Below are 20,234 nucleotides of genomic sequence, written 5' to 3'. Positions count from 1 at the left end.
CTCTTTTTTCTTTACATTTTCAATCGGTCACCCTCTGAGAGACTGCGCGCCTGCTTCACGGTACGGTAACAGGAATATCCGGAATCTTTTTCAAACTGCCCGCAGAGTGTTTTTTCTTCACTCTTCGATGGCACAATCTGTTTAAACCGTGTATAAGCCAGCAGCAGGTCGTCCCGCTTCACTCCCTGCTCATACGCTTGTTCAACGATACTGTAGAAATTCACAACATCGATGATCTCTTCCTTTGACCAGTGGATTTCATCAATTGGATAAGTATAACTCATCTTTTTTCCTCCTTCATCAGGACCAGCGGGTGCGGATATCCTCCGCTTCCTTGATCACCCGGTCAAAGAGTTCTTCGACCGTTGGGACATCATGGATGCGGGAGGCAATCTGTCCGGCCCATCCAAAGCCTTGACCGGCCTGTCCTTTGTATATGAATGTTTTATTCGCATCCCCGCTGATATAGGAGCGGAGACCGTCATAGCCGGCATTTTCCTGCTCCAATTCTAAAATACGAGTTGTCCAGTCATTTTTCAAGGCCCGGGCCGGAGCTTTTAAACTTCTTTTAATGACGGTCGTTGACGTTTCATCTGCTTTAATCAGGGCGTCCTGGTAGGCGGGGTGCGCATGGGTGCACTCTTTTGTAGCAATAAAACGTGTTCCCATTTCCACTCCTTCCGCACCAAGGGACAACGCAGCCATTAAACCCCGGCCGTCTCCAATTCCCCCGGAAGCAATAACCGGAATATCGACGGCATCGACGACCTGTGGAGTAAGGACGAGCGTCCCCACATCATCACGCCCGAGGTGGCCTCCCCCTTCATGACCGACCACCATCACAGCATCCGCCCCAAGCTCCTGAGCTTTTACCGCCTGCCTCCGCGCAGCAACAAGGACGAGCGTTTTAATGCCGGTACCTTTAAGCGCTTCCAAAACACCTTGTGGATTCCCTCCAGTAACAGAAACCACGGGCACCTGCTCATCCACGGCTGTCTGCACCATTTTTTCAAAAGGGCGCCCGTGCTGGCCGATCGCAAAATTGACCCCGAACGGCCGGTTGGTTTTTTCCCGGACCAGCTTAATTTCTTTTTTCAAGTGTGCGGGTCCCTCCATGCTCATAGCTGTCAGCTGACCAAGCCCGCCGGCATTCGAAACAGCGGCGGCCAGGTTCGAATAGGCCAGATAGGCCAGCCCTCCCTGTATGACCGGGTATGTAATGTCCAAAAGTTCCGTCACTCGTGTATTCCATTTCATTTGCTCCACCTCCATACTTCTAGTTTAGCACGATTGGAAAAAGGAGACATAAAAGACTGGCGCAAGGTTCTGGACTCTGCTATAATTCATTTGCTTTGCTATTATAAAGAGGTGTTCCCATACATGAATCAACATGAAACCCCCCTGTTTACAGGGTTGAAAAAACACCGGGAGCGCAATCCCGTACAATTTCACATCCCCGGTCATAAAGGCGGACGTGGAATGGACGAGGAATTCCGTTCCTTTATCGGTGAAAATGCATTATCGATTGATTTAATTAACATACAGCCATTGGATGATCTCCATCATCCACAAGGCATGATCAAAGAGGCACAGGAGCTTGCAGCAGAGGCTTTTGGAGCCGACTACACGTTCTTTTCTGTTCAAGGGACCTCAGGAGCCATTATGACGATGATACTTAGTGTATGCCAGCCGGGCGACAAAATCATTGTTCCAAGAAACGTGCACAAGTCGGTAACCACTGCCATCATTTTTTCCGGGGCCAAGCCTGTTTTTATCCATCCGGAACTGGATGAACGATTTGGCATTTCCCACGGCATTACGACAGACGCCGTGAAGAAGGCCTGTGAGGCACATCCGGATGCTAAGGGCCTGCTCGTTATCAATCCGACGTATTTTGGTGTGTCGGCTGATTTAAAAGGAATTGTGGATATTGCCCACAGCTTCGATATACCCGTCCTCGTCGATGAGGCTCACGGTGTGCATATACACTTCCATGAGCGTCTGCCTATGTCCGCTATGGAGGCCGGAGCGGATATGGCTTCCACCAGCGTCCACAAGCTGGGCGGGTCCTTAACGCAGAGCTCTGTTTTGAATGTAAGAGAAGGGCTTGTGTCTCATGAGCGTGTACAGGCTGTATTGTCGATGCTTCATACGACATCGACCTCCTATATTCTGCTGGCCTCCCTGGATACAGCAAGGCGTCATCTTGCCATTCATGGACATCAACTGATGGAAAATGCTATTCTGCTGGCCGATCGCGCACGTGAAAAGCTCAATCAAATTCCAGCCATTTTCTGTCCAGGTGCTGATATTTTATCGTCCAGCGCAACGATCGACTATGACCCGACCAAACTGATTATTTCAGTGAAAAATCTCGGCATGACCGGTTACGATGTTGAAGTGTGGTTAAGGGAGAATTACAGCATTGAGGTGGAACTTTCCGACCTTTACAATATTCTTTGTATCATCACTTCAGGCGACAGCCTGCAGGAAGTCGAAAAACTTGTACAAGCGCTGCATCATTTAACAGATCTGTGCCGGACCGAGGCCGAAGTAACACCCGTTTCTGTAAAAGTTCCTGACATCCCTGTTCTTGCGCTCTCTCCAAGAGAGGCGTTCTACTCCACCACCGAGACGGTTCCTTTGAAAAAGGCAGCAGGCAGAATCAGTGCCGAGTTTGTGATGGTCTATCCCCCGGGAATCCCTATTTTCATCCCTGGAGAAATCATTACCGCCGATAACATTGATTACATTTATGAAAACGTGGAGGCAGGACTCCCTGTCCAGGGACCCGTTGATGATACCTTAGAAACAATCCGAGTCATCCGTGAGCAGAAAGCCTTCAAGTAAACCTGAAAAAAGCCGGACGCATCACAGCGTCCGGCTTTTTTCAGGTTTATTTTTCGGTATCCGTGCATGTCGGGCATGTGCTGTATAAAGTAGAAACCTTCTCGTTTTCGTAATGCTCAATCACCTTTTGACAGTCTTGACATACGATTGTTCCCATTCATATCCACCCCTTCATTTTTGTAATCGTTTTCAATGTAGTTTTATTTTAATATGGCTTATTGTGAAAATCAACCCTTTTAGTATAACTTTTTAAAATATATGTCATACTAATAAGTCGCCCACCTACCATTATATGATCCTGTTCTTCAAAAAAGAATAAAAGAAAAAGGAAGCCGGGCGGCTTCCTTTTTTTAAGTGATGGTCATTATTTAAGGGGTTTGAATAAGCGCTGGATCAAGCAGGGTATATCCTTTATCCCTCAATCCATCTACGATATCCCCGAGAGCTTTATTCGTCCAGTCACGGTCGTGCATCAGCAAGTTTGCGCCGTTGGCCAGCAATGGTGTATTAACCATTATATCAGCGAGCGATGACGCATTTTGGTATTCCTGTTCCCAATCATAGCCATACGTCCAGTTCATCAGCAGCATGCCCTCTTCCTTTACGAGCTGCTTGACATAGTCTGTATTCGAGCCAAACGGCGAACGGTAAAACACCGGCCGTTCCCCGGTAATTTCTTCAATCTGGTCACTTACTGTCAGGATTTCCTCCCGCTGTTCCTCCTCGGACATGGTTTTAAGATCCTTATGGGAATAAGTATGGTTTCCGATTGGGAAGCCCATGTCATGAATGTCCTTCACCCACTGCTTTCTCTTTTCTGCCAGTTCTTCATCCGGAGTGTCTAAAAAGTGTCCATTTACAAAGAAAATGGCGGGGGCACCTTTCTCTTTCAAAGTTTCAGCCATCTCCATGGCATGTTCATCAGGTATATCATCAATCGTTAATAAAGCCACCTTCGGATCAGCATCTGCAATCGGCTGGAAAGACCAGGTGTCTGTCATTTCATATTGAGCCTCTTTCTGCACGAAAGCTTCCTGCGCAGCCTCTTCCTCATCTGACGCTTGCTGCGTTTCTTCTTCTTCCTTTTCCCCTTCTTCAGGGTTTTCTGACGACTCCGTACTGTCCTTTTCCTGCTGCTCAGCAGCCGGTTCATCTGACGCTGTCTGATCTTCTTCTGCCCCTGATGTTCCCTCGTTGCCGCCACAGGCAGCCAGGAATACAAGCATAAGCAGGAACACACTAAACCATCGTTTCATTTTTGACCCTCCACTGTTATGTATTTCCACTTTTATCATTATAATAGATTATCCGACATTTTTTCTATCGTTTTTGGGTAATTTATTATATAATAAGGAACCGTGGTCAGAAGACACGACATATGGGTGATGGTTATGCTTCATACATTGAAGAAATTTAAGATTTTAGGAAGCCGGACGTTGAAAACGGGAATCTCTGTCTTTTTGACTGCATTAATATGCGGTTTTTTTAATTTGCCGATCATCTTTGCTGTTATTACAGCTATAGTGACCATCGAGCATACGGCAGCAGATTCCATTAAGAAGGCAGCGGTCCGGTTTCCTGCATCAGCAATCGGGGCTTTACTTGCAACTGCCTTTTATGGATTATTCGGTAAAGGTGCGCTGACATTCGCACTGGTCGCCATGGCTACGATTGCCGTCTGCCACAAATTAAAGCTTGATGATGGGATTTTGGTGGCCACGATCACAGCTACAGCTATGATTCCCGATTTTCAGGACCAGTATTTTGTTTCGTTTTTCACAAGATTGGGTACTACATCCATTGGGATCATCATATCGACATTTGTGAATTTTTTCCTGCTTCCACCCAACTATTCCCCCACGATTTACAAAAACATCAATGGTCTGTATAATCAAGCTGGTCTGCTCTTAAGGCGTATAATCGAGAATGTAACGGCAGATTCTAAAGAGAAATCCCGTGGGATTCAGCGGTCATACCGACAACTCACTGCCCATCTGGAAACAACGAACCAGCTGTCACGGTATCAGCGTGAGGAGTGGAAGTACCATCGTCATACCGACGAAGAGATGGTTTCTTTTCAGCTTTCACAGCGAAAGCTTGCCGCTTTTCAGCAGATTGCCTATCATTTGGGGAACCTGCAGTATGTCCAGACAAAAGCCTCTGATTTTACGGAAAGCGAAAAAAATCTGCTTCTCGAACTGACGGATGAATATGTCAATGTACTGCTTGACCCGGCTCATTCGATCAGGGAGAAACAATTCAATATGGTGCATCAATTGGATGAAGCATTTTGGAAATGGAAAGAAGAACATGTCGTGAAACAGACCGGGTACAGGCATCACTTACCCCCTCAAACCATTTTAATCTACGAAATGCTTTGTTTTCACGATATTCTGGAAGAATTGCAAAATTTGTCAGAAAAACAGATGCATGTCGTGAAAAGGTGCTACTTTTAGACCTGATTTTTATGAGGGGAATCAAACATAATACTTAATAGGAGGGATTTTCTTCATGAATCAAGTGACGAAAGTGTTTTATATCTCTGTTGTCGCTGCACTATTATTCATTGGATGGGGTGTTATTCCTGAATCCACCCTTCCCACGTGGAACTTAAGCAACGTTACATCTACAATTCAGGGATTTCTAACCGATAAATTCGGATGGTTTTATCTATTATCTGCTACAGGCTTCTTAATCTTTGCCATCTTCCTCGTCTTTTCTAAATTCGGAAAGCTGAAGCTTGGTAAGCCTGACGACGAGCCGGAATATCCATACATTACATGGTTTGCGATGCTGTTTAGTGCAGGTATGGGGATCGGCCTTGTATTCTGGGGAGCTGCGGAGCCACTTTCCCACTTCCACACGCCGCCACTTCCAGGACAGGAGGCTATGAGTGAAGAAGCAGCCCAGGCTGCCATGAAATATTCCTTCTTCCACTGGGGACTCCACCCTTGGGCCATTTATGCTGTACTTGCTCTTGCCCTTGCCTACTTTAAGTTCAGAAAAGATGCCCCTGGTGTTATCAGTGCGGCTCTTACACCGGTATTAGGCGAGAAGAGAGTAAAAGGTCCAATCGGTACAATCGTGGACTTTATCGCTGTATTTGCCACAATCTTTGGTGTCGCTACATCACTCGGACTTGGTGCCCTGCAGATTTCAAGTGGTCTTGCATTTGTCATCGATGGACTTGAGGATACGTTTACACTGCAGCTGATCATCATTTGTGCTGTTACCGTATTGTTCATGGTTTCTGCTATGACAGGATTGAACAAGGGGATTAAATACCTGAGTAATACAAACATCGTACTAGCGATTACATTAATGGTTTTCCTACTGTTTGCAGGTCCTACGAACTTTATTATGGATTACTTCACGACGACATTCGGTTCTTATGTCCGTGACCTTCCTTATATGAGTTTCCGTCTGACGCCTTTTGCTGAGGATAATTCCTGGGTTCAGGGCTGGACGATCTTCTACTGGGCATGGTGGATTTCATGGGCACCATTCGTAGGTACATTCATTGCCCGTGTATCCCGCGGCCGTACCATCCGTGAGTTCATTCTTGGTGTCCTGCTCGTTCCAACGATCTTCGGTGCCCTTTGGTTCTCCGTATTCGGCGGAACAGCAATTTCTCTTGAATACTTTGACGGTATAGATATCATCTCTGACGTTAATGAACTTGGTACAGAAGTTGCTCTATTCTCCATGCTCGAGCACATTCCGCTCGGAGCTGTTATGAGTGTCATCGGACTGCTGTTAATCAGCACATTCTTTATCACATCTGCCGACTCTGCAACCTTCGTTCTTGGTATGCAGACGACAAATGGAAGCCTGAATCCTAAAAACCAGGTGAAATTCACTTGGGGAATCATTCAGGCAGGAGCTGCTGCTGTGCTGCTGTGGCAGGGTGGATTGGGAGCCCTTCAAACAGCTGCCATTATCGCAGCCTTCCCGTTCACATTCATTTTAATTCTCATCTGTTTCTCCCTGTTGAAAACGTTCCAGGAAGAAGCGAAGAAAGTCGACCTTAAGAAAAAACGATAAGCTCAATAAAAACGCCCGGGTAAAATACCCGGGCATTTTTATATCCAATCCTACTCTCCATGATAACCTCCCCTCTTTAACATCTCTTTTCATTATAAAACACCAGGCTTTCATTCCTGTGACAAATCCATAACAACCCGGGATCCATCTTCTTCATCTGTTAAACTGAACATGAACTCAGATAAGGGAGAGAAGCTGCATGCAAACAAACAAACTTATGATCTTCACCGTCCTTCTCCTATTAATGGGCTGTATCGGTCAGTCTGAAGAAGTCCAGGTCCTTTCTACATCTCCTGATGATTATGATTTATACCTCTACACGAATCCAGATCAGGAGGAAAAGGCTGAAAACTACATGAGCGCCCTTCTGAATTGGAAATTAGAGCATCAGGACCAAAACCGCCTGCAATTCAAACAAACGACCACAGACTCCCACAAAGTCGAAGATATTGAAGGGGCTTCTCTCCCTATGCTCGTTGTCAAAAAGGAAGGCCGTACGATTACCCGGCTTTCCGGTATTGAAACCGAACATCGAATTTCATCCACCCTGGAGGAAGCACTCGTGCTCTCAGGAACATAAACAACATACCTCCAAACAAAAAGAAGCACCCGCTCCCGGGCGGACTGCTTCTTTTTAATTCAGGGGCGCTGATCCCCCGTTTTATGTGGAAACATAAAAAAACTGCCGGACTTTTTGTCCGGCAGTTTTTACTTTATCATTACTTCGTGATGTGAATCGGCTGACCGATAGCAACTTCAGCAGCTTCCATCGTAATCTCACCAAGTGTAGGGTGAGCGTGGATGGTAAGAGCCAAGTCTTCAGCAGTCATTCCCGCTTCAATGGCAAGACCAAGCTCAGCAATCATGTCACTGGCATTTGGACCGGCAATTTGAGCACCGATAACAAGATCATCATCTTTACGCGTAACGAGTTTAAGGAAACCGTCACTGTCGTTAAGAGAAAGGGCACGACCATTAGCTGCAAACGGGAATTTAGAAGCTTTCACTTCATATCCTGCGTCTTTAGCTTCCTGCTCAGTATAACCAACAGAAGCAAGTTCTGGATCAGAGAATACTACAGCAGGGATGCCGTGGTAATCAATTTCTGTTTTCTCGCCTGCAATAGCTTCAGCAGCCACTTTCGCTTCGTAGGAAGCTTTGTGAGCAAGCGGAGGTCCAGCTACGATATCACCAATCGCATACACGTTATCAAGGTTTGTGCGGCACTGGTTGTCGATTTCAATCAGACCTTTATCCGTCATGTTCAATCCAAGATCTTCAAGACCGATTTCATCAGTGTTCGGACGGCGTCCAACCGTTACAAGAACGTAATCAGCATCAACGGTTTTTGTTTCGCCTTTCACTTCATACGTAACTGTTACGCCATTTTCTGTTTCTTCCACACCTTGAGCCATCGCGTTTGTTTCAATGGCCACGCCTTTTTTCTTCAGACGTTTCTTCACAATGGAAGACATTTGTTTTTCGAATCCGCCAAGGATATCTTTCATACCTTCAAGGATGGTTACTTCCGTATCGAAGTTTGCGTACGCTGTACCAAGCTCCGTACCGATGTATCCTCCTCCGATTACGACAAGCTTCTTAGGACTTTCCTGAAGGGAAAGAGCTCCTGTAGAATCAAGCACGCGGTCAGAGAACTTGAAGTTTGGAAGTTCAATTGGACGGGATCCTGTTGCGATAATCACATTGTTGAACGTATAGGTTTGAGAGTTTTTCTCATCCATAACGCGTACCGTGTTTTTATCGACAAAGTATACTTCACCTTTTACGATGTCTACACTGTTTCCTTTAAGAAGACCTTCAACACCGCCGGTAAGTTTGTTTACAACGCCGCTCTTCCATTCCTGGACCTTGGAGAAGTCAACCGTTGTATTTTCAGATTGGATACCCATGTCGTCGGCACCTTTAGCATGCTCGTAACGGTGACCCGCCTGAATCAATGCTTTTGAAGGTACACAGCCGACGTTCAAGCAGACACCGCCAAGGTTGCCCTTATCAACGATGGTTACTTTCTGACCCGTCTGGGCGGCGCGGATGGCAGCAACATAACCGCCTGGGCCCGCACCTACTACTAATGTGTCTAGTTCAATTGGGAAATCTCCTACTACCATACTTTACGCCTCCATCATAATTAGTTGTGGATCGTTCAGTAAACGCTTGATGTTGTTCATTGCGTGCTGAGCTGTTGCACCGTCAATAATACGGTGGTCAAAGCTTAGGGAAATAGCAAGAACTGGAGCCACTACGACTTCACCATCGCGTACGATCGGCTTATCAGCGATACGGCCGATTCCTAGAATAGCTACTTCAGGGTGGTTGATAACTGGTGTAAACCACTGACCACCGGCAGAGCCGATATTCGTAATCGTTGTGGAAGCACCTTTCATCTCTTCACCAGAAAGTTTACCATCACGGGCTTTAACAGCCAGTTCATTGATTTCACTTGAGATAGAGAATACAGACTTACGATCCGCATCTTTAACGACAGGAACCATCAGTCCTTTTTCTGTATCTGCAGCAATACCAATATTATAGTAGTGTTTCTGAATAATTTCATCCGTATTGTCATCAATGGACGTATTTAGAACAGGGAATTTCTTCAGTGTAGAAACAAGGGACTTCACAACATATGGAAGGTAAGTCAGCTTGATATCCTGTTCTGCAGCAACGCTCTTGAACTTCTTACGGTGTGCAACAAGTTCAGAAACATCCACTTCATCCATCAATGTTACGTGAGGAGCTGTATGCTTGGAGTTCACCATAGCTTTGGAGATCGCTTTACGGATTCCACTCATCTTCTCACGGGTTTCTGGATAAGCTTCGCCTGCAGCTGGTGCTGCCGGTTTGCTGGAGGCTTCTTCCTGCTTCTCTTCCTGAGCTGGAGCTTCAGAAGAAGCTGTATCCGCTTGTCCACCGTTCATGAAGCTTTCAATATCTTCCTTAAGAACACGGCCATTTTTGCCTGAACCCTGGACCTGACGGATTTCAACGTCATTGTCACGGGCAAACTTACGTACAGACGGCATAGCGATGACGCGCTTGTCTTCGTCTACATCTGCATCTGCAGAAGATGCAGCCGGCTGTTCAGTTTTTTCTTCTTTGCTTTCTTCTTTAGGAGCCTCTGCTTTTTCTTCCTCAGCGCTCTCTTCCTGAGGAGCTTCAGAAGAACCAGTGTCCTCGGAACCGTCATCAATTGTGATGATTACAGTACCTACGGTTGTTGTTTCGCCTTCATCAACATGGATCTCTTTTACAGTACCATCCACCTGGGAAGGAATTTCAACAACGGCTTTGTCGTTCTGTACTTCACAGAGTACATCGTCTTCTTTTACTTCGTCGCCTGGTTTGACGAACCACTTTGCAATTTCACCTTCGTGGATACCTTCACCGATATCAGGCAGTTTAAATTCAAATGCCACGGGTATTCCCTCCTAGTAATTAGAGATAATTAAAAGTTCATAACGTCGTTGACTTTTTCAACGATCGTGTTGTGATTAGGAAGCCATACTTCTTCCGCTTGAGTAAATGCATATACCGTATCTGGTGCAGCTACACGCAGAACCGGGGCCTCAAGGTGAAGAATCGCTTTTTCCTGGATTTCAGCTACAATGTTGGAAGCGATACCGGCCTGCTTTTGTGCTTCCTGCACAACAACGGCACGGTTTGTCTTCTTCACAGATGCAAGGATTGTTTCGTAGTCCACAGGGGAAACCGTACGAAGGTCAAGAACCTCAGCGCTGATTCCATTTTTCTCAAGTTCTTCTGCCGCTTTAAGGGAAGAATGAACCATTGCACCATAAGCAACAAGAGTTACATCTGTACCTTCGCGCTTAACGGCTGCCTTATCCAGATCCACCGTGTACTCTTCTTCCGGTACTTCTTCACGGAAAGAACGGTAGAGCTTCATATGCTCAAGGAAGATAACTGGATCATTATTACGGATGGAAGAGATCAAAAGACCTTTGGCATCGTAAGGGTTGGATGGAATAACTACACGCAGGCCAGGCTGCTGTGCCATTAGACCTTCAAGGCTGTCCGCGTGAAGTTCAGGCGTGTGAACACCGCCGCCGAACGGAGAACGAACCGTGATCGGCATTGGACGTGTACCGCCGGAACGGTAGCGGTAACGAGCCATTTGGCCGCTGATCGCATCCATGACTTCGTAAACGAAGCCGAAGAATTGAATTTCTGGTACCGGGCGGAAGCCGGTTAGTGCAAGTCCGATGGACATACCGCCGATTCCGGATTCAGCCAGGGGTGTATCAAATACACGATCTTCGCCGAATTCTTTTTGAAGACCTTCAGTAGCACGGAATACTCCGCCGTTTTGACCAACGTCTTCACCATAGATCAGCACGTTTTCATCATTTTTAAGTTCTGTGCGCATCGCGTCTGTGATGGCTTGAATCATTGTCATTTGTGCCATGATTTACTTCGACTCCTTTTCCTTATATTCTTCCAGCTGCTCCTGTAGGTTGGATGGAAGTTCCTCGTGCATGATACCGATAAGATCGGCTACCGACTGCTTAGGAGTGTTGTCAGCTTCTTTAACCGCTGCTTTGATTTCTTCTTTTGTTTTTTCGATCAGTTCGTTCTCTTCCTCTTCAGACCAAAGACCTTTAGCTTCGAGGAATTTACGGAAACGCACGATTGGATCTTTCTTCTCCCACTCGCTGTCTTCATCTTCCGTACGGTAGCGTGTAGGATCGTCACCAGCCATGGTATGAGGGCCGTAACGGTAAGTAAGAGTTTCGATCAATGTAGGACCTTCACCGTTTACAGCGCGGTCACGAGCTTCTTTTGTAGCCGCGTAAACAGCAAGAACATCCATACCATCAACCTGGATTCCTTCGATACCAGCAGCGACTGCTTTTTGAGCAATGGTCTGAGCCGCAGACTGCTTCTCTACAGGTACAGAGATCGCAAAACGGTTGTTTTGTACAACGAAGATCGCCTGGGCACCGAAAGCACCTGCAAAGTTGATACCTTCGTAGAAGTCACCCTGGGAGGCACCGCCGTCACCAGTATAAGTAATCGCTACAGCGTTTTGGCCGCGCTTTTTATAGCCAAGACCAACGCCGGCTGTTTGTGTAATTTGTGCACCAATAATAATCTGCGGGCTTACTGCGTTCACGCCCTCAGGCATTTGGTTTCCTTTGAAATGTCCACGGGAGAACAGGAAAGCCTGGTGAAGTGGAAGACCGTGCCAGATCAACTGTGGTACATCACGGTATCCCGGCAGGATAAAGTCTTCTTTCTCCAATGCAAACTGGCTTCCAAGCTGTGAAGCTTCCTGCCCTGCTGTTGGAGCGTAGAAACCTAGACGTCCCTGGCGGTTAAGCGCAATAGAACGCTGGTCCAAAATACGCGTATATACCATACGGCGCATGATTTCTTTTAAATCTTCATCTGATAGGTCAGGCATGAAATCGTCATTTACGATTTCGCCTTCTTCGTTAAGGATTTGAAACGTTTCGAACTGGTTTTCAATGTTCTCTAGAGTTCGTTTCAAGTCATTCACCCTTTCCTTTCGTATTTTAAAAATGGATGCTGTAAGTAGCTTTCCCAATTATGAAAAAAACTGTACCGATTTGCTCTTTACGTTTTACCCCTCACATCCATGGATTAATCATGACGAGGAGATATCTAAAACTGTTACAATTGTTAACTAAGATTCAATGGTACAATGTCAATCCACTTTGTAGTTTAGCTCAATTCGTCATCATTCGTCAATCACTTCGATGCAGATAATATCCAGATGAGGAAAGAGCCGCTGCACAGCAGTCGAAACCCGGCAGATCCTGCGGTGAAAAAAACTAACACTGTATCACCCAAAATTTAAGCCTGTATTAATCTTATGTTTTTTCTCCTTAATAATCAAATGGGAGGCTTTAATAGGCAGGCATTTCCGGGCAGTCCAGTCAGCGTGAATCATATCCGGTGCGTAAAGCACCCTTCTTCGCGGCATGGATGGACTTAAGACTCCGGTCACCCCTCGCCCATGGGCAGGTGTCAAAACGGGGAGGGTTGAAGCGTCATCATAAAAACAACAAAAGACCCGCTTGCGTATGTAAGCGGGTCCTTTGTTGTTAAGAAGCTTCTTCCTCTGTTGTGTCCTCTTCAGATTCTTCATAGGTCACATCGAGTTCCATCATTTCATAAAGCTCTTTCTTCAATGTATTGTATTCATCTGTATACTGGTTGAACGCTTCGTTCTTTTCTATAACCGTATTGTAGCTTTCATTAATCTTCTCAACTTGAGATTTCAAGTCCTCTTCCTTCAGGTCTTCCTTCTGCGTCATTTCATACAATTCCGCATCAAGCGTGAGTGCCTCATCATAGGCACTGTATAACTCCTCATATGTACGGTACCGTTTCTCCATAACATCTATAAGCTCCTGCGCTTTTTCCTGAGCTTCCTGATTCTCCTCGCCTAGATCTTCTACAGGAGATTTAATCTCATCAAATTCAGCTTTAGCTGCATCGATGCTTTCTTTTTCGAGCTCCAGCTTATTCCGTCGCTCTTCCACAATGCCGGCGGCTTCTTCTGATTTTTCTTTGATTTGATCAAACTGATCCATATTCAAGGCAATGATCTCGTCATAAAGCTTTTGTTCCTGCTCTTCCAGTTCAACCATCGGCTCCTGCTGTTCACGGAACGTTTCTTCCTGTGAAACGGCTTCTTCCAAATGCTCGTAAATTTGTTCTTCCGGCGCTTGATTGGAACAGCCTGTCATAACTAAGGCCGCTGCGGCAAGCGCTCCGATCATCGTATGTAATCGCACAACATTTCCCCCTCGTAATCCCTGACACATTATTGTAAACTAAGCATATCTACAATAGTATAATAATTGGCAGGAATTGAAAAGTACCGAATTCATTCACCTGTCCTGTCAATGGAAATACAGAGGAAGATATAAGCTTGAAAGGATGTTGTTTCATGATCACAATGGACGATATTGTCCGCGAGGGTCACCCCGCATTAAGGACAGTAACGGAAGAAGTACCCCTCCCTCCTTCTGAAGAGGATAAGAAAACATTGGAGGAAATGGTTCAATACTTAAAAAACAGCCAGGATGAACAGGTGTGCAGCCGCTACGGCCTGCGTCCCGGTGTCGGCCTTGCAGCACCTCAGATCAATGTGAACAAACGGATGCTGGCCGTACATTTTACAGATATGAAAGATAAACTATACAGTTACGGTCTGTTCAATCCCCGTATAGTCAGCCACTCAGTGGAACGTACGTATCTATCCACTGGAGAAGGTTGTCTTTCGGTCGACCGTGAAGTGCCCGGATATGTCCCAAGGTACCGGAGAATCACAGTAAAAGCGACAGATTTGGAAGGGAATGATGTGAAACTGCGGCTGAAGGATTACGCAGCCATTGTCTTCCAACACGAAATCGATCACCTTCATGGAGTGATGTTCTACGATCACATCGACCAGGAGCAGCCGTTCAAAGAACCGGAAAACGCCACACCCGCCGATCGTTAATAAAAGAGCGCCGTCTGATCATTCAGCGGCGCTCTTTTCATTATTTTAATAAGCCAAGTTCATATATCGCGTGGGACAGGCCATCCTCTCCAACATCAACCGTAACAAAATCGCTCACAGCCTTCGTTTCGGACACGGCATTCCCCATAGCTACACCGGTGCCGACCTCCCGGATCATTTCAATATCATTCAATCCATCACCAAAGGCAAAAGTGTCCTCCATCTTAAGGCCGGCGGCTTCTACGAGTTTCTTGATCCCCTCTGCCTTTGACCCTCCACGGGGAAGCACATCACAGGACACCGGGTGCCAGCGGATATAATCGAAGGCCGGAAAGGCTTCCCTGTACTCTTCAATTTCATCGCCTTCACAAAAAATCAGGGACTGATAAATGTTTCTTCCTTTATAAAAAGACGCATCTTCATCCGGATGATCAATGTATAATGTTCCGAGGCTGGAAGAAATATCTTCATGATCCGGAGTGGAGGCCCTCATCTCCTCATGGTTCATGAACACCATCGGATGATTATTCGATTCTGCATGAGCATGGAGCTTTTCAAGATCAGGTCCTGAGAGGGGGTTCGTGTAGACTTCCTCCCCTTCAAAAACAACATACTGACCGTTGAAGCTGATATAGGAATCGATTCCAAGTTCTTCTCTCAGCTCTTTGTACATAAAAGGAGCACGTCCGGTGGCAATGGCACAGTAAACGCCTTGATCCTTCAGATCCTGAACCGCTTTTTTCGTCTTCTCCGGAAGCTTTTTATCGTGGTCAAGCAGTGTTCCATCAATATCAAAAAAGGCAATTTTCTTATCCATAAGCGTTCCTCCTGCATATTCAAATTCTTTCATTTCTGCGCTCTTATCATAGCATGTCCTGCTCTTTGGCTATACTGTAGCATGAGTGGATAGGTTTGAGAAGAAAAACACACCATAATGACAAAATATAAAATGTAAATGTTTCATTCTTTCACAAACCGTATTATACTAGAGATAACAGGGATTGGGCGGTTTAACGTTTTTGGCGTTTTCTTCATCAACATAAAGGGGATGGATGCAAATGATGAAGCGTCTGAGAAGAAAGCTTAGAAAACGTTGGAAAAATTTTATGAAGCGGAAGACATACGCGTAAATCATTGTTTCAGGTGTACGGCCACCTGCGCATACAAGAATCATTACCATACACGCTGGAATCGTGCTATGATGATGAGAGGACAAGAATGTGGAAATTATATCTAGTTAGGAGCGATAACGTAATGATATTCAAAGTATTGTATCAGGGACTTGATACTGAAGTTCCTGTCCGCGAACGTACAGACAGCATGTACCTCGAAGCGGAAACCGAAAGACAAGTACGTGAAAAATTAAAAAATGCAGGATTTAATATCGAATATATCCAGGTGCTTGATGAGGATCACCTGGCATATGAGCAGCAATCCGAAGATTTCAGGCTGGAGCAGTTTTAACCGATGAAATTTGTGAAAAATGACCAGACCGCCGTGTTTGCCCTTGGAGGCCTCGGTGAAATCGGTAAAAACACATACGGCGTACAATTCCAAGACGAAATCATCCTCATTGATGCAGGGATTAAGTTCCCGGAAGACGAACTGCTCGGTATCGACTATGTCATTCCGGATTATACTTATCTCGTGCAGAACCAAGATAAAATCAAAGGTCTGTTTATCACGCACGGTCACGAAGATCACATCGGTGGTATTCCCTACCTTCTGCGTGAACTCAATATTCCAATCTATGCAGGGAAGCTTGCCATCGGCTTAATCCGTAATAAACTGGATGAGCACGGCCTGCTGCGCAGTGCGAAATTAAACACGATTCAGGAAGAAGACGTGATTAAATTCCGCAAAACGTCCGTATCCTTTTTCCGGACGACACACAGCATTCCTGATTCTTATGGAATTGTTGTAAAAACACCACCAGGCAACGTCGTTCACACGGGTGACTTCAAGTTTGATTTCACTCCTGTAGGTGAACCGGCCAACCTTGCTAAAATGGCTGAAATCGGTAAAGAAGGCGTTCTTGCCCTCCTTTCCGACAGTACCAATAGTGAGGTTCCTGGTTTCACTAAATCAGAACGTGTTGTGGGACAAAGCATCCATGACATCTTCACGCGTATGGACGGCCGTTTAATTTTTGCGACCTTCGCGTCGAACATCCACCGCCTTCAACAGGTCGTGGAAGCCGCTATTAAACATGGCCGTAAAGTTGCCGTATTCGGCCGCAGTATGGAATCTTCCATCCGTATCGGTCAGGAACTTGGATATATCCGTGCCCCTAAGGATACATTCATTGATGCCCAGCAGATCAATCGTCTGCCGGCAAACGAAGTCGTCATCCTTTGTACCGGATCCCAAGGTGAACCAATGGCCGCCCTGTCAAGAATCGCCAACGGCACCCACCGTCAGATTCAAATTCAACCAGGCGACACCGTTGTGTTCTCTTCTTCCCCAATCCCTGGAAACACAATTAGTGTCAGCCGTACCATAAACAAGCTGTATCGTGCAGGTGCCGATGTTATTCACGGACCACTGAATGATATCCATACATCCGGACACGGCAGTCAGGAAGAAATGAAGCTCATGCTCCGCCTTATGCAGCCGAAGTTCTTTATGCCGATTCACGGTGAATACCGCATGCTGAAAGAACATGTGAAATTGAGTCTGGACTGCGACGTTCAGGAAGAGAACTGCTTCGTTATGGATAACGGTGATGTGCTTGCCCTAGGCAAGGAAGAAGCCTCTGTGGCAGGAAAGATCCCATCCGGGTCTGTTTATGTAGACGGAAGCGGAATCGGTGATATTGGTAATATCGTTCTTCGGGACCGACGCATCCTTTCTGAAGAAGGTCTTGTCATCGTTGTAGTCAGTATCAACATGAAGGAATTTAAGATTGCTTCCGGTCCTGACATCATTTCCCGTGGATTTGTCTACATGAGAGAATCCGAGGACTTGATAAAAGAAGCCCAGCAGCTCGTCAGCTCCCACGTTGAAAAAGTGATGGAGCGCCGTACGACTCAATGGTCTGAAATTAAAAATGAAATTACAGATACCATCGCGCCGTTCCTGTTTGAAAAAACAAAACGCCGTCCGATGATTCTTCCAATCATTATGGAAGTGTAATGAAAAAGCCCGCTGTCTCTCGACAGCGGGCTTTTTTGATGTGGTATTATAATAAACGTTGAATGGATTTCTTGAGGTCAGGAAGGTCCAGCGTTCCGGATTCAAAGAATTCCTTCACGATATACTTCGAATAATTCACCGCCGATGTGTAATCGATTTTCCCTGGAAGCGGAGCCTGGTCTTCAATGACTACATCAATCAGAACCGGTTTATCTGAGAGGAATGCCTGCTTCATTTTGGTCCCAAGTTCTTCATAGGATTCAATGCGGTAGCCTTCTGCTCCGCACGCTTCAGCAAATTTGGCAAAGTCCACTTCACCAAGGTTTGTTGCATAATTCAAGTGTCCCATCTGTTCCTGCTCATACTTAATCATCCCGATTTTACTGTTATTCAGAACAACCATTTTAATCGGCAGGTCGTATTTAACAGCGGTGACGAAATCATGCATGACCATGGAGAACCCTCCGTCTCCGGATACTCCGACCACCTGCTTCTCCGGATGAGCTTTCTGCGCTGCTATGGCACCAGGGAGTCCACTCCCCATTGTTCCAAGCCAGCCGGAAATGAGGAATTTCTGGTTGACGAGATGCAGGAAGCGTGTGAGCCATACGGTAACGTTCCCAACATCTCCGGAAACGACTGCCCCCGGCTTCAAATGTTTTTCCAATTCATACATTACTTGTGGAGCATGTAGAGGATCCTCTTCCCTTCTCTTTTCCTCCTGTACAGCAATACGCCAATCCTTCATCTTTTCCTGGTAGTAAGACAGAAAGCTGCGTTCTTCCACTGGTTCCATCACATCGGTCAGCGCCTGCAGTGTTTCCCGGCTGTCCCCGGCAAGACCTGTTGTAATCGGATAATGCTTGCCAAGGTGAGCGGGCTCCCGATCAATCTGAATCGCATTCACTTGTTCCGGGAGAAAGTCACGATAAGGAAACTGGGTGCCGACTAAAATGAGAAGGTCGGTTTCCTTCATCGCATGGTACGCCGGTTTGGTACCAATTTGACCGTGCTGGCCCAGACAATAGGGATGATTATCGGGAATGATCCCTTTTCCGAGCAGGCTCATAATGATCGGCGCTTTAATGGTTTCGGCGAAGGCAATCAGTTCACTGGCTGAAGACTTCGTCCCCTGTCCTGCCAGAATCAACGGTTTTTCGGACTTCTCAATCAACTTCCTTGCCTCATTTAAATGTTCCTGACGAGGGAAAATTTCCGGTTTGAAAAATTCACCGGATGTCCGTCTCGTGTTATCGCTCTGCTTTTTAGCGAATAAATCATCCGGGACAATCAATACAGACACGCCTTTATTGGCATAAGCTTCCTTTACTGCCTGGTCCAGCAGATCCGGGAGCTGTTCTTCCGTTTCCGCACGTTGATTAAAAACCGATACATCATCAAACATGCGCTCCAGATTAATTTCCTGAAATGCTCCGGTTCCAATTTCCTCGCTGTGTACCTGCCCCACGATAGCAAGGACAGGCGCACCATCAGCCTTCGCATCATAAAGTCCATTTAATAGATGGATGGCTCCCGGACCGGCTATCCCCATCGTCACACCAAGTTTTCCGGTAAGCTTCGCATATGCGGCTGCAGACAGAGCACCTGTCTCTTCGTGGCGGACCTGAAGAAATTCGATCTCGTCCTTCCTTTTTCTCAAATCATCAATCAATTCATTTATAGAATCACCAGGCATGCCGTATACATGATCCACACCCCAGTCGATCAACTGCTGTGTCAGTAATGCTCCTGTACGTTTTTCAAACATATGCTTCATCCTTTCAACTTGCTGAATTTCTCGTCTATCCTTTGTATTTCCTTATCGCTCATTCAGTAAACAAAAAAAGAACGGGGATTCCGTCCCGTTCTTAAGATTCTTTCATTCTTCCCCCTCATCTAAAAGGGCCTCAATCTCTTCGAGCTGTACCAGTACATCCCCCATCCACTGTTCCACCTCATCGACAAGAGGAGACTTTTCCAGCTCTCCCCCCTGCTCCTGTTTTTGCATCAGGTATAGGAAAAGCAGCTTCAAGGAGTCCTCCTCCAGAAAAACAAAACTATGGTCATCTGTCCGCTTGGCACTCTTTTTCTGTTTTAATTTTTCAACAAGCCAATGCTTTATAAATTGCTGGACATTTTCTTCCGCCATCAATCTCCCTCCCCTTTCACACCACTTGCACTCATCTGGTTCAAGGAGGGTACACCGGATTCCCACCCTTTTCCATACGCAAATCCCTGCATAATGGAAGCATAGGATTTCTCCGGTTTCCATTTCAGCTGAAAATTTGCGAAGGTCAGGGACCCTCCAGGTTCAATCATGTTCTGCTCCAGGGGTTTTAACCAGAATTCGTTCTTCGCCTGTTCTTCATCCATCCGAAGCCAGGCACCTGCTGCCTTCATTTTTGCGACTTGAGCTTTATGTATATATTTTCCTGAGAATTGAAATGGGGAATCCTCTGACATCTTAAGGCAGATGTAAGGGTCATGCATCACCTGGTGACCCAGGTTACGGATATGAAAACTTGCGATCATCATACTTTCCTGATCGGAATCATGGGAAACGTGGATGGAATACGTAAAAAAACAGATAACAGCCCTGTGCTGTCCTGCCTTCAATGCGGTGACTTTTTTACGGATGTCCTTGATGCGGGCCTCCTGCTGTTTTTTCAACTGCAACAACCGTTCCATATCA

The 20,234-nt window shown here is 46.1% G+C and carries 20 protein-coding genes; 7 read left to right on the top strand and 13 right to left on the bottom strand.

The features are described 5' to 3' along the window. Positions 1-11 precede the first annotated feature (11 nt). The gene (locus tag ACXAGL_RS16315) at positions 12-284 is read right to left on the bottom strand and encodes a UPF0223 family protein (RefSeq protein WP_474968384.1); all 273 of its coding nucleotides are present in this window, start codon (positions 282-284) and stop codon (positions 12-14) included. A 16-nt stretch (positions 285-300) separates the two neighbouring features. Beyond that, the gene (locus ACXAGL_RS16310) at positions 301-1,272 is read right to left on the bottom strand and encodes an NAD(P)H-dependent flavin oxidoreductase (RefSeq protein WP_474968383.1); all 972 of its coding nucleotides are present in this window, start codon (positions 1,270-1,272) and stop codon (positions 301-303) included. A 108-nt stretch (positions 1,273-1,380) separates the two neighbouring features. Here ACXAGL_RS16310 and ACXAGL_RS16305 point away from each other — a divergent pair, with 108 nt between their 5' ends. Further along, positions 1,381-2,850: an aminotransferase class I/II-fold pyridoxal phosphate-dependent enzyme gene (locus tag ACXAGL_RS16305; protein WP_474968382.1), complete on the top strand. Its 1,470-nt coding sequence runs from the start codon at positions 1,381-1,383 to the stop codon at positions 2,848-2,850. A 46-nt stretch (positions 2,851-2,896) separates the two neighbouring features. Here the strand turns inward: ACXAGL_RS16305 and ACXAGL_RS16300 are convergent, their stop codons facing one another. Together ACXAGL_RS16300 and ACXAGL_RS16295 are read right to left on the bottom strand one after the other, a co-directional pair. Then, positions 2,897-3,007, bottom strand: a complete 111-nt coding sequence (locus ACXAGL_RS16300; RefSeq protein ID WP_084162990.1) for a GapA-binding peptide SR1P — start codon at positions 3,005-3,007, stop codon at positions 2,897-2,899. A 211-nt stretch (positions 3,008-3,218) separates the two neighbouring features. Further along, positions 3,219-4,106 carry a polysaccharide deacetylase family protein gene (locus ACXAGL_RS16295; protein WP_474991819.1) on the bottom strand — a complete coding sequence of 296 codons (888 nt, stop codon included), beginning with the start codon at positions 4,104-4,106 and terminating at the stop codon, positions 3,219-3,221. 180 nt (positions 4,107-4,286) lie between these two features. On the opposite strand from ACXAGL_RS16295, the gene ACXAGL_RS16290 reads away from it, so the two are divergent. The 3 genes from ACXAGL_RS16290 (at position 4,287) to ACXAGL_RS16280 (ending at position 7,474) form a co-directional block, all read left to right on the top strand. Continuing rightward, on the top strand, positions 4,287-5,306 hold the full coding sequence (locus ACXAGL_RS16290; protein WP_474991818.1) for an FUSC family protein: 1,020 nt from the start codon (positions 4,287-4,289) through the stop codon (positions 5,304-5,306). A gap of 55 nt (positions 5,307-5,361) precedes the next feature. Next, on the top strand, positions 5,362-6,894 hold the full coding sequence (locus ACXAGL_RS16285; protein ID WP_474968380.1) for a glycine betaine uptake BCCT transporter: 1,533 nt from the start codon (positions 5,362-5,364) through the stop codon (positions 6,892-6,894). Between the two features lie 199 nt (positions 6,895-7,093). Continuing rightward, on the top strand, positions 7,094-7,474 hold the full coding sequence (locus ACXAGL_RS16280; protein WP_474968379.1) for a hypothetical protein: 381 nt from the start codon (positions 7,094-7,096) through the stop codon (positions 7,472-7,474). A 139-nt stretch (positions 7,475-7,613) separates the two neighbouring features. On the opposite strand, the gene lpdA is transcribed toward ACXAGL_RS16280, so the two are convergent. The 5 genes from lpdA to ACXAGL_RS16255 all read right to left on the bottom strand — a co-directional run bounded on the left by lpdA (position 7,614) and on the right by ACXAGL_RS16255 (position 13,697). Continuing rightward, positions 7,614-9,023: a dihydrolipoyl dehydrogenase gene (gene lpdA, locus ACXAGL_RS16275; RefSeq protein WP_474991816.1), complete on the bottom strand. Its 1,410-nt coding sequence runs from the start codon at positions 9,021-9,023 to the stop codon at positions 7,614-7,616. Positions 9,024-9,026: 3 nt separating this feature from the next. Next, positions 9,027-10,331: a dihydrolipoamide acetyltransferase family protein gene (locus tag ACXAGL_RS16270; protein ID WP_474968377.1), complete on the bottom strand. Its 1,305-nt coding sequence runs from the start codon at positions 10,329-10,331 to the stop codon at positions 9,027-9,029. A gap of 29 nt (positions 10,332-10,360) precedes the next feature. Next, complete coding sequence (locus ACXAGL_RS16265) at positions 10,361-11,338, bottom strand: alpha-ketoacid dehydrogenase subunit beta (protein ID WP_027954054.1); 978 nt, start codon at positions 11,336-11,338, stop codon at positions 10,361-10,363. 3 nt (positions 11,339-11,341) lie between these two features. Further along, positions 11,342-12,424: a pyruvate dehydrogenase (acetyl-transferring) E1 component subunit alpha gene (gene pdhA, locus ACXAGL_RS16260; RefSeq protein ID WP_474968376.1), complete on the bottom strand. Its 1,083-nt coding sequence runs from the start codon at positions 12,422-12,424 to the stop codon at positions 11,342-11,344. 577 nt (positions 12,425-13,001) lie between these two features. Further along, a complete protein-coding gene (locus ACXAGL_RS16255; protein ID WP_474971532.1) occupies positions 13,002-13,697 on the bottom strand; it encodes a YkyA family protein in 696 nt (231 codons plus the stop codon). Positions 13,698-13,852: 155 nt separating this feature from the next. Between ACXAGL_RS16255 and def the strand changes: the two genes are divergently transcribed. Continuing rightward, positions 13,853-14,407: a peptide deformylase gene (gene def, locus ACXAGL_RS16250; protein WP_027954051.1), complete on the top strand. Its 555-nt coding sequence runs from the start codon at positions 13,853-13,855 to the stop codon at positions 14,405-14,407. A gap of 40 nt (positions 14,408-14,447) precedes the next feature. Here the strand turns inward: def and ACXAGL_RS16245 are convergent, their stop codons facing one another. Then, on the bottom strand, positions 14,448-15,224 hold the full coding sequence (locus ACXAGL_RS16245) for a Cof-type HAD-IIB family hydrolase (RefSeq protein ID WP_474971533.1): 777 nt from the start codon (positions 15,222-15,224) through the stop codon (positions 14,448-14,450). Between the two features lie 437 nt (positions 15,225-15,661). Here ACXAGL_RS16245 and ACXAGL_RS16240 point away from each other — a divergent pair, with 437 nt between their 5' ends. After that, positions 15,662-15,871, top strand: coding sequence for a DNA-dependent RNA polymerase subunit epsilon (locus ACXAGL_RS16240; RefSeq protein ID WP_474968372.1), 210 nt, complete (start codon positions 15,662-15,664; stop codon positions 15,869-15,871). 3 nt (positions 15,872-15,874) lie between these two features. Next, the gene (gene rnjA, locus ACXAGL_RS16235) at positions 15,875-17,542 is read left to right on the top strand and encodes a ribonuclease J1 (protein WP_027954048.1); all 1,668 of its coding nucleotides are present in this window, start codon (positions 15,875-15,877) and stop codon (positions 17,540-17,542) included. A 46-nt stretch (positions 17,543-17,588) separates the two neighbouring features. On the opposite strand, the gene ACXAGL_RS16230 is transcribed toward rnjA, so the two are convergent. From ACXAGL_RS16230 to ACXAGL_RS16220, 3 genes are all read right to left on the bottom strand, one after another. Further along, positions 17,589-19,310, bottom strand: a complete 1,722-nt coding sequence (locus tag ACXAGL_RS16230) for a pyruvate oxidase (protein WP_474968371.1) — start codon at positions 19,308-19,310, stop codon at positions 17,589-17,591. Between the two features lie 111 nt (positions 19,311-19,421). Then, positions 19,422-19,691: a hypothetical protein gene (locus ACXAGL_RS16225; protein ID WP_474971535.1), complete on the bottom strand. Its 270-nt coding sequence runs from the start codon at positions 19,689-19,691 to the stop codon at positions 19,422-19,424. Continuing rightward, positions 19,691-20,230: a hypothetical protein gene (locus ACXAGL_RS16220; RefSeq protein ID WP_474968369.1), complete on the bottom strand. Its 540-nt coding sequence runs from the start codon at positions 20,228-20,230 to the stop codon at positions 19,691-19,693. Before ACXAGL_RS16220 ends, ACXAGL_RS16225 begins: the two co-directional genes overlap by 1 nt. Positions 20,231-20,234: the final 4 nt, after the last annotated feature.

The sequence above is a fragment of the Halobacillus sp. ABA4_118 genome, assembly GCF_056160205.1.
The sequence above is the reverse complement of the archived record's forward strand: the minus strand, read 5'-3'. Positions and strand labels throughout refer to the sequence as shown.

Excerpts from the sequence above, each read along its gene's own strand:
- ACXAGL_RS16315 (WP_474968384.1), bottom strand. The coding sequence starts at position 284 with ATGAGTTATACTTATCCAATTGATGAAATCCACTGGTCAAAGGAAGAG.
- ACXAGL_RS16310 (WP_474968383.1), bottom strand. The coding sequence starts at position 1,272 with ATGGAGGTGGAGCAAATGAAATGGAATACACGAGTGACGGAACTTTTG.
- ACXAGL_RS16305 (WP_474968382.1), top strand. The coding sequence starts at position 1,381 with ATGAATCAACATGAAACCCCCCTGTTTACAGGGTTGAAAAAACACCGG.
- ACXAGL_RS16300 (WP_084162990.1), bottom strand. The coding sequence starts at position 3,007 with ATGGGAACAATCGTATGTCAAGACTGTCAAAAGGTGATTGAGCATTAC.
- ACXAGL_RS16295 (WP_474991819.1), bottom strand. The coding sequence starts at position 4,106 with ATGAAACGATGGTTTAGTGTGTTCCTGCTTATGCTTGTATTCCTGGCT.
- ACXAGL_RS16285 (WP_474968380.1), top strand. The coding sequence starts at position 5,362 with ATGAATCAAGTGACGAAAGTGTTTTATATCTCTGTTGTCGCTGCACTA.
- ACXAGL_RS16280 (WP_474968379.1), top strand. The coding sequence starts at position 7,094 with ATGCAAACAAACAAACTTATGATCTTCACCGTCCTTCTCCTATTAATG.
- lpdA (WP_474991816.1), bottom strand. The coding sequence starts at position 9,023 with ATGGTAGTAGGAGATTTCCCAATTGAACTAGACACATTAGTAGTAGGT.
- ACXAGL_RS16265 (WP_027954054.1), bottom strand. The coding sequence starts at position 11,338 with ATGGCACAAATGACAATGATTCAAGCCATCACAGACGCGATGCGCACA.
- def (WP_027954051.1), top strand. The coding sequence starts at position 13,853 with ATGATCACAATGGACGATATTGTCCGCGAGGGTCACCCCGCATTAAGG.
- ACXAGL_RS16245 (WP_474971533.1), bottom strand. The coding sequence starts at position 15,224 with ATGGATAAGAAAATTGCCTTTTTTGATATTGATGGAACACTGCTTGAC.
- ACXAGL_RS16240 (WP_474968372.1), top strand. The coding sequence starts at position 15,662 with ATGATATTCAAAGTATTGTATCAGGGACTTGATACTGAAGTTCCTGTC.
- rnjA (WP_027954048.1), top strand. The coding sequence starts at position 15,875 with ATGAAATTTGTGAAAAATGACCAGACCGCCGTGTTTGCCCTTGGAGGC.
- ACXAGL_RS16230 (WP_474968371.1), bottom strand. The coding sequence starts at position 19,310 with ATGTTTGAAAAACGTACAGGAGCATTACTGACACAGCAGTTGATCGAC.
- ACXAGL_RS16225 (WP_474971535.1), bottom strand. The coding sequence starts at position 19,691 with ATGGCGGAAGAAAATGTCCAGCAATTTATAAAGCATTGGCTTGTTGAA.
- ACXAGL_RS16220 (WP_474968369.1), bottom strand. The coding sequence starts at position 20,230 with ATGGAACGGTTGTTGCAGTTGAAAAAACAGCAGGAGGCCCGCATCAAG.